This window comes from Neptuniibacter sp. SY11_33 (assembly GCF_047778025.1).
GTDB lineage: Bacteria > Pseudomonadota > Gammaproteobacteria > Pseudomonadales > Balneatricaceae > Neptuniibacter.
On sequence record NZ_CP180543.1, the window covers coordinates 1,326,927 to 1,340,191 of the forward strand.

Consider the following 13,265-nt stretch of genomic DNA (forward strand, 5'->3'; position numbering starts at 1 on the left):
ACAAGAAAAAATACTGCTCAACGTTACTTGATTTTTTTCAGAAGCTTATAGCCTTTTCAGGCTCACTTTGACGCTTGCTGGTTTTCCAGTGAGGTTACTTACTTTTAGCGGGTTCTTATGCCTGTTTTATGGAGACTAGCATGGTTTTAATTTTGATAGTGGTAGCTGTCTTGGTTGTAGCGGGAGTTGCGTTCTGGTGGTGGTTGAAAATGGCTGCTGCAAAGCCCTCTGAAGCAGGCGAGAGTAAGCCCGCGTCTCAAGATCCAGATGTACCAGAGCAGTTGCTGGATCTGAATTTAGAAATACGTCGAGCAAGTATCCCCAATGAGGTAACAACGCAAGCAGAAGGGGTTATCGACCAACTGCGTGATCTGTTGCCAAAGGTTGAAGAGAAGGCTTCACCAACAGGGGAGTTGTCTTGGATGGTCAGACGGATCGCGACTGAATATCTGCCTAACAAATGTTTAAGGCCGTATCTAAATCTGGATAGCTCCGCGCAAAAGGAACCAGAGACGCTGGTTTCTGTTAAACAAAGTTTAACGGCGCTATCTGCCGAGTTGGATGGCATTTCTGAAACCCTGAAGGATCAGGATGAGAGTGAATTCAATAAGAAGGCACTTTTCCTGAAACATAAATTCAATATTGATGGTGAAGTGTAAATGAGCGATACAAACGTACAAAAGCCGAAATGGGCTGATGAAGGCAAGATCACTGTAATGCAGTCCAAAGCGCATGATCTGCTTGTAGCGACCAAAGAAAAGGCTGGGCCTGCACTTACACGTGTTATTGAAGGTATTGGCGCACCGGCACAGAAGCAAATGGCTTCAGCTAATGATGTGATGTCGGGGAGCATCAACGATTTGTTGAAAGGCCTTGATGGTAAATCCCCAACGGGTGAACGCTTGGTTGAGCTTCGTACAACGATGGACGAGCTGAATCCACACTCTCTACACAATTCTTGGTGGTTTAGCTGGATGCCTACAGGTATCAAGCGTAAAGCCATTGCCCGATTTGTCGGTAAATACCAGCCAATGCAGAGCCATGTGAACGCTATCTTTGACGGACTGCGTAACGGTAAAGATGAGCTGTTGGAATCGAGCCTGACGTTGGAGCACCAATACAACGAAGTACTGGCCGCGAAAAAAGAGATCGAATCCGAAATCTATGTCGGTGAATATTTTATTCAAGAACTCGAAAAGCGCCAAGCAGAGCAGCCTACTGACGATCCTCAGGAAAAACAAAAGATTGAATCTGTGAAAAACCAGGCTATGCGTCGTATTCGTGATCTTCGGACCATGGAGCAGGCTGCTGTCCAGTTCTTTATCAGCATTGAGCAAACTATTGCAACGAATGCGTTGTTGGGTGAGCAAATCGATAGCGCTCTGTTGGTAGGCCCTATGGTCATGACTAACGCCCTGCAGATCCAAGCGGCTCTGGCTAAACAGAAAAGCGTGCAGGAAGCAGTTGATCAATTTCAGTCGGGTCTGGGTGACATGATGGCGCAGAATGCCGCTGCTACGAACCAAGCAGCGCAAAGCATTGGGGATATGTATAACAGCCCTGTGATCGCCATTGAGAAGCTAGAAGAGGGCTTTGATCAGCTCATGGCTGCGGTGAATACCGCTAATGAAGCAATGGCCAACAGCACGACTCAGGCCAGAGAGGTGAGTGATCGCCTTGCTGCAATGACTAAGGAGCTGGAGCCTGTAGCAGCAGGCCTGCATGAAGCTCGCATCTCTAAAGGTAAGATGTCCTCTGAGGCGATTGAGCTGTCGGATGAAACTGGCGATGTGATTGAGGGTGACGCTGAGAAAGCTCAATCAGGTGGAGGTAATAATGACAGGGATTAGTCAACGTTTTGCGGCTGTGCGGGGGCTTTCGCCTCTGCCAGCGAGTGAAGCGCTAAAACTCGATATCCGCGATGTAGAGAAGGGTGGTTACGTTGAGATTAAGGGAGCTACTTTTCAGGTTGTAGACGTTCTCAAATACCTCGAAGTGAAGTGGAGCAACTACAAAAAGAAGAAGTCCGATTACTGGGTGTATGAGTTGCAGCTATTCAACGTCAAGACAGGTGAAACCTGTTTCGTTGAATGGGAAGTTGATGATGAGCTTGAGGTTTGCGAAACAATTGCAGAGGTCAAACTCCGCGATATTAAACACAATGGTTCACCTGTAACTACCCGTGCTTTAGATGAGATAGCAGAGGCTGAGTATGGGGAAGTTTTTTGCAACGGTACAACATACCATTATAGCGAGGATGACACCTGGGCAGCATTGTTCTACCGCGGGAAAGAGGAAGAGCCGCTGAAAGTGAAAATGTATGAATTTCATTCAAATGGTGGCGAATTCTTGACGGTTGAAGCATGGGATGATGAGGATTCCAAACCCGAGCGAGAAGCTTTTACCAGCCGTGAGATTGCATCAAACAACGTCAAGGTCATTCAGTGCCAGCCGACCCCAACTGATCGCAAGGAGGGCAATCAGTGAGAATATTCTTTATAGGCTTTTTTCTGTTAGCTGCGGGGATGTTCTATGTTGCCTATAAGGCATCGGTCAGCATCCCTTACGAATACGTTGAGAACGTAAAGTCATTGCAATCGAGGGTGGATCGACAAGAATCCGATTTAGCAAAGCAGATAGCTAAGTTTGAAGAACTACAGGCGTCTGCTGTTTGGGCATTTCTCGAGGCATATTCCAACAAACAGCAATGGCCTGAAGCATTATTGAAATCAAAGCGACATCTGGCCGCTGCGAAAACAGTACTGGAAGACACGATTGACCCCATTCTTGAGCGAGACCATGAGGACGATCTAAATGCGCTTATTGTGGCACTCAATACAGGGCAAGAAGAGATCAAAGCTTCCCGTGAACAGTCAATATTGCCTTTATCCAGAGCGAAATTGATTCTCGAAAATCGAGCTAATAAGGATAAGTACTTCCAGGATGCCAAACAGTTTAGGGATATGGCTGATAAAAAGATGGCCAACCTTAAGGTGAGGTCTGAAAGCCTGGCGGATAAATACCCGCACCAGCAAGAAGCTCTACAGAAAAAAGTTGAGGTTGGTGCGAGGCTGTTTACAACTGTGCAGCGTTACTTCTCGGTTATGGACCAAGAGTACAAGGCACCCCTGCCAGATTATGCGCTGTACGGCGATTCCTACCTCGGTATTACAAAAACGTATGAGGAGCTCCAAAACTACAGCCGCGATATGAATGATCAGTTCTCCCTCCTAGATCGCAGTTATGTGAAGGTGCTGGCAGATCAGAAAGTTGATTTCTATGTGGCGGTAGGTCGTGCTGATTGGTGTGAGTCGGATTACTGCGGTAGTGGCGATCAAATGCGCTACCCAGCTTCTAAAGTTGATGCAAATACCTTTGAGTATTTTAGCACCCTGACTCTAAATACGATTGCTGATGAAGGGGCATGGAGTGGGTTTGATCTGAAAATCCCTCAAAGTCGCTGGCAGGCCTTAAAGATCGATAAGGATTTCCGAAGAAGCTCAGGTAACGATTATGCTGAATTCTGGGTAGACAGTACTTTTGAAAAGACTTACCACAGATACACCATCATTGAAGATGGAAAGGTTACCGAAGGTGATTGGGTTGAGGTAGCTGGTGCTCTGTTCTGGAAGCATTACGACAATCTCGGCATGGCTATCGAGTCAAAACCGTTAGGTTATTTCGAGCAGGAAATGATTACTGAGGCCGAGCCTGTTGGTATGGCTATGATCGCTGAGCCAACAATGGTCAACGGTGTGGCCACTGGCTCTAACCAGTACGGTGAATGGCGACAATCTAATGGTACTTCGTTCTGGCATTACTACGGCATGTACCGGATGTTTGGCGATGTGATGGGGGGCAATCGTTATTCCTACAACGATTGGAACGGCTATCACAAGAATGCCAGGCGCTCTCCTTATTATGGTAACGAAAATCAGTACGGCACCTTTGGTAGCGGCACCTATAGTCATAGCCGTTACAAAAATAGTGACTTCTTAAAGCGTAACCCTTCTGTAGTAACCGAAGCACGTACTGGCCGTTCAAGGAAGGCGAACTCTTCAATTCGTGGTGCAGGCCCTAGTGGTCGCTCCAAAGGCCCTTCATCTGGCGGTAAATAATTTAAAAGGATTATTCGTTATGAATATCGAGCAATACGGAATTTATATTTTATACACGTTGATCTATATCGGTTATGCCGTTGTATTGAAGTATGTTCTCAACTTCATGTCTTCTCAGCACTACGATGCAGATGACCAACTCGCTAATGGCAATTTGGCAGTAGGCTTGCGCCGTACGGGTGCCCAGTTTGGCCTGGCGATCGCCATGATGGGAGTACTTTCTGGAGGCACTACAGGGTCGTTAACCCAAGACCTTATGAATTCAGCCTTGTACGGCCTTGCTGCCACTATGTTTATGGTTAGCACGCTGATTCTCACTGACAAATTAGTGACTCCAGGTATTGATAACCTTAAGCAACTGAAAGAGAACAATACCTCTGTAGGTATGGTAGAGCTGGGCATGCTCGTTTCTACCGGCATTATCTCTTATTCAAGCATATACGGTGAGGCAGGGGGCTTACTGTCCACATTGGCCTATTTCGTAATCGGTCAGGTTACTTTGGTTGTGCTGATTGTTGTTTACGAGAAAGTCTTCACCAGGCACTTCGACATTGTTTCCCAGATCGGTAAGGGCAACCTCTCAGCTGGGGTTTATCTTGGCGGTAAGCTCATCGCTTACGCTCTGATTCTAAAGTCAGCGATTGTAGGGAATGGAGGTTCTGCCGAGCTCAGTGACATGGTTGTGGAATATATCTTCTTGGCCGTATCAGGCATGCTCATTTTGTACTTGTTTGAGTTTGTGATTGATCTGGTGATTGTGACCTCTTCAAGCATGAAAGAGATCCTGAACGAAGATCGAATCATTCCAGCAGTTCAACTGTCGTCCATTAAGATTGGCATGGCTTTAATCCTGAGCAATGCGATTCTGTAATATGGATCATACACCGCGATACTTACCGATACTTCTTGCGTTCTGCATGTTCACAACGGGTGCGTCTGGCCTCGTTAACGAATATGTATTGGCAACCATAACCACCTACATATTGGGTAACTCTATCGAGCAGTTTTCGATAGTGATTGCCTGCATGATGTTGATGATGGGTGTTTCTGGTTTTGTTCAGAGCAAAATGTCCGACCAAAACTTGCTCCAGAAATTTATCGCGGTGGAAGTCCTTATGGCTCTGTTAGGGGGGTTCGCCCCCTTAGCGATTTACTCTGCCTATGGCTACTTAGAGAACCACTTTCAATTTGTTCATTACTTTTTCGTGTTGTCTGTCGGTTTCCTGATCGGCTTTGAAATACCGCTGGTCATGCGAATCATTGAGCAAAACAAGATTAACCTGAGGGTCAACCTGACCCTTGTTTACGGCATGGATTATGTCGGTGCATTCATAGGTGCTCTGATCTGGGTTAATTACCTTCTGAAGAATTTCCCTCTCACAGAGATCAGCTTCATCGTTGCCGGTTTTAACTTCATTGTGGCGATACTGACTATCATCTACTTCATGACCCGAAAGATCATATCCAGACCGCTTATACACTGTGTGGCTCTTCTGGTGACAGCAGTTGCATTGATTTGGGGATTTGTGAGCAATCGAGATATCAGCAACCTGTTAGAACAGCGTTTCTATGATGATCCAATCGTTTATAAGGAAACGACACGCTATCAACACCTGGTCATCACGCACAGCAATATTACCGACGACACACGACTATACATCAATGGAAATACTCAGTTTTCAAGTCTGGATGAAGAACGGTACCACGATTTCTTGGTACACCCCTTAATGGCAGCAGCCCCGGATGCAAAGAATATTCTAGTGCTGGGCGGGGGCGATGGTTTGGCGCTGCGAGAACTGAATAAGTACCCCTCGATAGAAAGTGTGACGTTGGTTGATCTTGACCCTGAAATGGTAAAGGTCGCATCCACGCATCCACGTCTCCGGGAGATTAATAACGATGCGTTCAGAAACGCCAAGGTAATCATTGAACCGGCCAGTCTGGATGAACCAGGTTCTCATAGCGGTTTGTTTCTGTATGAAGACACTGCCACCGTTGATGACTCTGAATATGTGGCATCACTTGTGGTTTATAACATCGATGCAGATCAGTTCCTGAGACAGAAACCTAAACAACAGTGGGATGCTGTGGTTATTGACCTTCCGGATCCCTCTTCAATCGAGTTGAGTAAGCTTTACAGTAAGCAGTTTTACCAAATGCTGCGTTTATATCTGACGGATGATGCAGTTATCAGTATGCAGTCAACATCACCGTACCACGCAAAGGAAGCATATCTCTCAATTGGGGCCACTATGCGAGCAGCAGGGTTCAATGCTCTGCCTTATCGGCAGAACATCCCTTCGTTTGGGGATTGGGGTTATTACTTAGCATGGGTTGATAATAAAACTGAGGCTGAAGTTAAGGCCACGCTTTCTCGTTTAGAAAATTTTGAGGTTGAAACATCCTTTATAACCCCCGAACTTTTGGCTGCATCATTCTCTTTCGGGAAAGGGGAGCTCCATACGGATACCCTTTGTGTGAATACGTTGATGCAGCCGTGTCTCCTCACTCATTACGTTGATAGAAGTTGGATTGTAGAATGATATTTTCATTAATGAATCGCATCTATAAGAAAACGCTTTACCGGCTTTATAACAATGCCTGGACCGTGATCTTCTGCTCTGTGGTTTTTTTATATATCACGGGCTATCTAGGTATGCAGATTGCCAATGAGGCAGACATTATTGAGCATTATGCTTGGTGGTATTCGGTCACCCTTACAACCGTGGGATACGGTGATTTTTACCCCCAGACCAGCTTAGGCAGGTTTATTGCTGGGGGCATCATGTATTTGGGAATAGGAATTGCCGGTCTGGTGATCGGTAAACTTTCAGAATTTGTACTGTTTTTTGCTGGGAAAAAAGCAAGGGGGCTTGGTTATATGGGATATGAAAATCACGTAGTCATTATGGGCTACAGAGAAGGTAGCACGGAACGGGTTATTTCTGAGCTTAAAGCCAATAATACCGAGGTTGAAATTGTTCTGTGCTCGCACGAGCAAGAAAGAAATCCCATTAAAGAAGACTCTGTTGAATTCATCAGGGGGGAGCTCGCATCAGAAGACGTACTGGGGCGCTCCAATATCGCCAAGGCCAGTAACATCATTGTTCATGGCCACGATGACAACCAGACATTCTTTACTGCATATGCTGTAAGAGAGGTTAACTTGTCTGCACATATGGTTTGTTACCTCAATAACGAATCACATGCAGATAAGCTTAAAAAGCTACCCGCAGTTGATCAGTCTTCTAACCAGGTCATCCTGCCAGTGAACGTCTTTATGATGGCGCAAGAGCTGCAGGATAAAGAATCGAGCGGTGTGATTCAGCAGTTAATCTCCAACTTTAATGGAGAAAATCTGTACCGCTTTGATATACCGGGTGACTCAGCAATAGAGGTTCCATACAAGAACGTATTGTTTGGCCTAAAATTGTTGCACAACGCAACAGCGCTTGCTGTTAAAGACGACGAGATTAGTCTTAATCCTGACTTGGGGATGAAGGTGAAGGGCGGTATGGCGATTTTTTACACGGCTCCAGAGCGAATTGAGGGTATTGATATTACAGTTTTGGGTAAGGAGATTGAAAGCTATGGGTAATTATGTAGTGGTTTAGAAAAAGCATTGTTCCAGTATTAATTCTTGATTATGCGTATTATGACTAATCAAATCAGCGCCCCGTGATTATAGGTAATCAGGATCTGAGAATGACATCATTTCCGGATTTTTCTTTAATGGATTATTTGCTAGAGCGGGAAAATTGGCCTCGATCGAAGCTTGATCTAGATGAACCCTTTTTTCTCGCTTCCGATACGAATTGCTGGGTGGGGTAAGTCGCTCTTGGGAGGTAATTGGTTCCAAAAAGTTTCTCTGGGAAGTCTGAGTCAAGTATAAGCTTAAGCAGGATAAGCCATTGCTTGCTTCTGCATAATTTTATGAAACAGAGTAGGACATTTTGATGGAGTTGGTCCTTATACAAGGGGATGTGACAGCCAAGCAGCCTTACACAGATAAAGAATGAAGTGGATGAAGCAGGCACGAGAGGCTTTATAAGCAGCGCATTGAGTATTATTTCCAGGTTATTCCGGGCTTCTTCAGCTGATTCTCACCCCTGATCCTTCAAATTAATTTGTGGAGCTTTCATATCGTAAGTCAATTTAATCAATTAGTTATCTATTTTATTTGATTGACCTAGGATTACCAATTACTTCCTTTGAAACCAGTTAGCGCTGTAATTCACTGTTGAAAGATACTGATCTATTTCGTCCGCTGTTTTTGGCTTCGTAGAGGGCTATATCAGCTCTATTTAAAACTTCTTCAAAACCTAATTCGGCAGCATTCTGGTTTTCAGCTACGCCTAAACTGATGGTGTAGGTTATGGTCGTACTTTCAAATACTGGATAATTGTCTTCTATCTCGGTTTTTAAACGAGAGATAATTTTTTCGACCTGCGCTTGTTGGGTGTTACTTAAGTAAATGCAGAACTCTTCACCGCCCATCCTTCCTGCTAAATCACAATCTCGGGTAACTCGTTTTAATATCTGGCCGAATGATTTTAGGACTTGATCACCTGCGGCATGACCGTATTGATCATTAATCTTTTTGAAAAAATCCAGATCGACAATGACCACGCAGTAGGTTTCTTTAGTTCGTACGGCGAGTCGATGGAGAAGGTGGCAAGATTTAAAGAGGGCGCGGCGATTATACAAACCTGTTAGGTCATCATAGGTAGCCAGTTTATTCATTTTGGCTTCAAGTTGGTCTAAATCGATGAGTAAGCCAAGTAGATACCAGGAGACTAATGGCGCTATAAATAGGGGGATGACAGCTGCACGAACAATACTTTGAACTACGGGAGCGCCTGTTTCAAAAAGGAAGGAAAAAATTAGGTTTAGTGCGACTGCCATCACAACGGAGATAGCTGTGATTACTAGCATTAATTTGATGCGACCAAGTCTTCTTACTACTAAACGCATTGCTATACCTTGCTGCCTGACCCTACTAGATAGCCTAGTCGTGCCTGATTATCAGGTACATACGTAGATTTACTCAGACCATGGGGGTCATTAGGCTAAGTTTAGTCGTAAAAACCAATTATCTTTAGTTTTAGAGGCTAGCTAGGCATGAGTTCGGCTGGAGAGAGCATACCTGCTTGAATAGCGGTATGGATCAACTCAATATCAGTCTTGACCTCGAGCTTGCTTTTAATGATGTAGTAACTGTTCGCGACAGTTTTAGTGCTTATGCAAAGCGTCTCGGCTACTTCATCTTTTGTTTTTCCAGCAATCATCATTCGAAGAATTTCAAACTCTCGGGTAGATAACTTACTAAGGATGGCAGCTTCGCCTTGAAGGCTTTCTAGCGCCAATGCACGTGACACATCATCGCTGATAGCTAACTGACCATGTGTAATGTCTTTGATTGCCTGTATTAGCAATTCAGGAGCACTACTCTTAGTGATATAACCACGCGCACCTGCATCCACTGCTTTCTTAGCCATCGCTGGGTTCTGATGCATGCTAAAGATCAGAACTTGGGCTTTAGGGTCATGCTGGCGGATTTGTAAAAGGGTCGCTAAACCACCTTTCCCAGGTAAGGACAGATCTAAAAGAACGAGGTCAGGCGAATGTTGTTTATAGAGGGAATAAGCTTCTTCACCAGATCCAGCCTCAGCGATAATGTGAAAATTAGGTTCGCGGTTTAGAAGCGCTCTATAACCTTCGCGGACAATTGCGTGGTCATCTACTAGAAGAATATTAACTGTGCTCATTGGATCCCTTAATTTCGCAGACAGGAATACTCGCTGCTATTTTTAGTCCGCCTAATGGTGATTTACTTAGCTCTAATTCACCATTAAGCGCATTAATTCGCTCCTTTATACCTAATAAACCATTTCCCGGTTTAATGAGAGGCTCAGGCTGAGTCATATTGCCATTATCTTGGATCGTTAACGTTAGATATTTATGATCTGTTGGGTAGTAAGTTAGATGTACTTCTGCGGCACTGGCAGAGGCGTGTTTAACGATATTGGTTAAACACTCTTGAATAGTTCTAAGGATATTTACGGCTATCGCTGCTGGAATGCTGTTGATTTCGCCCTCTAAAGTGATCGAGCAGTTTTTATCGAAGTGCTTGGTATTCCAGTCTTGGATCATCGATTTTAAGTTTTCAGAGATACCTAGTTCATCTAAGTCTGCAGGTCGTAAACGGAAGAGTAAGTCTTTCACTAGCTTCATCATCTCTTCAGAGATTGTGTTTACCTGCTTAACTTTGGGCGAAAGCTCCGGGCATTGGCTATCAACTTCCAGTTGCAGGAAGTGAGAAATTGCTCGGAGCCCTGTTAGGTATTGCCCCATATCGTCATGCAACTCCCGACAAAGGTATCGTCGCTCATTCTCTTGGATGTTGAGGAGCTTGTATGAGAGTTCTTTTCGGTCATCTAAGGTTTCTTTAAGGCTGGCTGCTAAGTTATTTATTGCGGTCGCGGTTTTTTGCCACTCTTTAATATGCGAGGGAGGAACTTGAGCACTTAAGTTGCCTTTTTGCATCTCGTTTAAAACCCGCTGGGTTTTTTTGACAGGTTTTAAAATACAGTGAAGGCACAGATAAAGCAGCAAGCTAAGGATTGCTACGACAATGATAGAAAACTCCATCAGCGTCATAATGTTATTCCAGGCATTGTGCAACAAAATGGGCTTGCTAGGAGAAACAACAATGTCACCTTCAATACCAATTTTTGAGGTGATCTTGGTACGCGTTTCCTCTGCTGAAGTGAACAGTGAAAGGTAGAAGCTTTCAAACCATAAAGGCCATTCATCCTCAGTGTAATCACCTGTACAGAGACTACGTGCTACCTCGCCGGTATTAGTTTCAAAGGAAACGCAGAACCCAGTGAAGCCCGCAGAGTGTTTCCAGAGGAAAAAGTCTGGAAAGTGTTCTGGTGCCATTACATCGTTTTGGACTTTTAAAACTTGAAACTCGAGTTGTTGCTTTACGATGGCGGATATCTCTTGAGCATGTTTCCGTGAGTCCGCATCTGTTTTATATAAAGCTATAAATGCAGAGATAAATAGCGCCGCCATCCCCGAAATAGCAACAAGAGAAATTAGCAGAAAGTTAAGTTTTATCGACTTCATCAGTAAACAGAATCTTTGTTTTTGGAATCTATGCCTTAAAGAATGTGTCATATTGTAAGTAGATAACGTGTTTGTGTATCGGGCAATAAACCCGCCTTTTGTGGTCAAGTTCACGCTGTTGATTTTTAAAAGGAAAAGTTAGTTTAGTTCTATGCTTAAATAATCAAAGTCGATCTTATGTTGATCGATTTATACAACATCATACGTATTGAGGAATCACTTATGCGCGTGCCAAACCAGCTTTTCGGATTAATGCTTGGGAGTGTTTTATCCCAAGTCGTATTTGCCGATGATTGGGCAACCTATGGCAATGGTTTGGGCAATCAGCGCTTTAGTTCTCTTAAAGAGGTTAACCGAGCCAATGTAGACAAACTCCAGTTAGCTTGGAAGTTTGATAGCGGTATTAAAGCGAGCTTTCAAACGAGCCCTATAAAAGTCGGTGATCGCCTCTATATCTCGACTCCTTTCAATCATGTCATCGCGCTGGATGCAGGAACGGGTGAGCAAGTGTGGCGTTATGAACATCCCAAACCGAAAAAGAAAAGTTGCTGTGGGCCAGCAAACAGAGGCGTGGCTGTAGCTAAGGGCAAGGTTTTCCAGGCGACAATAGATGGACAGCTGATCGCGTTAGATCAGACTACCGGTGAACTGGTCTGGCAGAACAAAGTCGAAGATATACAGCTCTCAGTTCAGGAAAGCGTCGATGGACTGTTACAGGGGATGGATCTTGGCGGGGACGCAAAGATTACTGGTGGCACAAGCCATAGCTTCAATATGGCCCCTCAGGTTTACAAGGATATGGTAATCGTCGGTAGTACAGGGGCTGGGTATGGTTTACATCTCGATACTGAAAAAGGGCTAAGGGTTGTTGGTATTGGCGATGGTAGGACTGGATTACGTGGTTTTTTATCTGCCTTTGATATGAATACCGGTAAGGAGTTGTGGCGTTGGTACAGTGTAGATGGTGAGCACTGGGTTGGCGATTGGCAAGAAACCACGGCAAGTGGTTTGACGCTTAATCGTGATATTGCAACGGAAAAAGCGGCTTCTCAACGGTTTCAACATAGTTGGAAACTCGGTGGCGGGTCTATTTGGACCACGCCAGCCATTGATGACGAAACCGGTTGGTTGTTTGCTGGAACAGGCAACCCCGCACCTAATATGGATAGTTCCACTCGACCAGGTGATAACCTGAATACTTCGAGTATTGTGGCGATTGATAGCAAAAATGGAGAGCTTAAATGGGCCTTCCAGCAAGTGCCACATGACCGTTGGGGATACGATGTTTCAAGCCCTCCAGTATTATTTGATACCGTTGTGGCAGGCAAAACTGTAAAAGCAGTAGGACAAGCGGGAAAAACCGGGTGGTTCTATGTACTTAACAGAGAAACAGGTGAGTTGCTGTTTAAGTCCGACCCTTTTGTGCCTCAAGTTAACTTATTTGCTGATCCAACGGAGGAGGGAGTAACCATTGCTCCGGGTATTGCAGGTGGTAGCAATTGGTCTCCAGTATCAGTCAATCCAGATAAGCAGCAAGTCTATATTGCAGGTATTCATATGCCTGCAACCTATTACCGTAAACCTTTAAAACTAAATTCAGAGCTACCTTGGCAAACATATAGCTATTTTGAGTTCGATGAGAAACAACGTTATGGAACTTTAACTGCGATCGACTTAAAAAGCGGTCAGGTGAGTTGGCAGAACAAAACGCGTTTGCCCTTGCTAGGTGGAACTTTAGCCACAGCGGGTGACTTAGTTTTCAGTGGCGAGGGTGATGGTGAGTTTTTTGCGGTAGATACTACGACTGGTGAAAAACTTTGGAGCTATAAACAGTCCTATGGTGTTAATGCGCCGCCGGTAAGTTATAGCCACAATGGTCGTCAGTACATCGCTGTTGCAGCAGGTGGGAATAAGATAGCTGGTTACCCCACAGGGGATAGTTTGTTGGTATTTAGTTTGCCTCGAGCAACTAAATAAATTAGTAGTATTAGATATCGCTCATAATTGAATGTG

Annotated in this window: 11 protein-coding genes; 8 read left to right on the plus strand and 3 right to left on the minus strand. The window is 44.6% G+C overall.

What is annotated here, in order from left to right; genetic code table 11:
* Positions 1-140 precede the first annotated feature (140 nt).
* From ACMXYV_RS06125 to ACMXYV_RS06155, 7 genes are read left to right on the plus strand one after another with little or no spacing between them, the layout of a single operon-like run.
* Positions 141-659 carry a hypothetical protein gene (locus ACMXYV_RS06125; protein ID WP_415890880.1) on the plus strand — a complete coding sequence of 173 codons (519 nt, stop codon included), beginning with the start codon at positions 141-143 and terminating at the stop codon, positions 657-659.
* Entirely contained in the window at positions 660-1,850 is a 1,191-nt protein-coding gene (locus ACMXYV_RS06130) for a toxic anion resistance protein (RefSeq protein WP_415890881.1), read from the plus strand.
* Entirely contained in the window at positions 1,837-2,487 is a 651-nt protein-coding gene (locus tag ACMXYV_RS06135) for a DUF4178 domain-containing protein (RefSeq protein WP_415890882.1), read from the plus strand. Before ACMXYV_RS06130 ends, ACMXYV_RS06135 begins: the two co-directional genes overlap by 14 nt.
* Positions 2,484-4,118: a hypothetical protein gene (locus ACMXYV_RS06140; RefSeq protein ID WP_415890883.1), complete on the plus strand. Its 1,635-nt coding sequence runs from the start codon at positions 2,484-2,486 to the stop codon at positions 4,116-4,118. The genes ACMXYV_RS06135 and ACMXYV_RS06140 overlap by 4 nt, the downstream gene beginning before the upstream one ends.
* A gap of 19 nt (positions 4,119-4,137) precedes the next feature.
* A complete protein-coding gene (locus ACMXYV_RS06145; RefSeq protein WP_415890884.1) occupies positions 4,138-4,989 on the plus strand; it encodes a DUF350 domain-containing protein in 852 nt (283 codons plus the stop codon).
* Positions 4,976-6,661 carry a polyamine aminopropyltransferase gene (locus tag ACMXYV_RS06150; RefSeq protein ID WP_415890885.1) on the plus strand — a complete coding sequence of 562 codons (1,686 nt, stop codon included), beginning with the start codon at positions 4,976-4,978 and terminating at the stop codon, positions 6,659-6,661. The genes ACMXYV_RS06145 and ACMXYV_RS06150 overlap by 14 nt, the downstream gene beginning before the upstream one ends.
* Positions 6,658-7,716, plus strand: coding sequence for an ion channel (locus tag ACMXYV_RS06155; RefSeq protein ID WP_415890886.1), 1,059 nt, complete (start codon positions 6,658-6,660; stop codon positions 7,714-7,716). Before ACMXYV_RS06150 ends, ACMXYV_RS06155 begins: the two co-directional genes overlap by 4 nt.
* Positions 7,717-8,339: 623 nt before the next feature.
* On the opposite strand, the gene ACMXYV_RS06160 is transcribed toward ACMXYV_RS06155, so the two are convergent.
* The 3 genes from ACMXYV_RS06160 to ACMXYV_RS06170 form a co-directional block, all read right to left on the minus strand.
* Complete coding sequence (locus ACMXYV_RS06160) at positions 8,340-9,092, minus strand: GGDEF domain-containing protein (protein ID WP_415890887.1); 753 nt, start codon at positions 9,090-9,092, stop codon at positions 8,340-8,342.
* Positions 9,093-9,229: 137 nt separating this feature from the next.
* On the minus strand, positions 9,230-9,886 hold the full coding sequence (locus tag ACMXYV_RS06165; RefSeq protein WP_415890888.1) for a response regulator: 657 nt from the start codon (positions 9,884-9,886) through the stop codon (positions 9,230-9,232).
* The gene (locus tag ACMXYV_RS06170) at positions 9,873-11,252 is read right to left on the minus strand and encodes a HAMP domain-containing sensor histidine kinase (RefSeq protein WP_415890889.1); all 1,380 of its coding nucleotides are present in this window, start codon (positions 11,250-11,252) and stop codon (positions 9,873-9,875) included. The genes ACMXYV_RS06165 and ACMXYV_RS06170 overlap by 14 nt, the downstream gene beginning before the upstream one ends.
* A gap of 177 nt (positions 11,253-11,429) precedes the next feature.
* Here ACMXYV_RS06170 and ACMXYV_RS06175 point away from each other — a divergent pair, with 177 nt between their 5' ends.
* Positions 11,430-13,229, plus strand: a complete 1,800-nt coding sequence (locus ACMXYV_RS06175) for a pyrroloquinoline quinone-dependent dehydrogenase (protein ID WP_415890890.1) — start codon at positions 11,430-11,432, stop codon at positions 13,227-13,229.
* Positions 13,230-13,265: the final 36 nt, after the last annotated feature.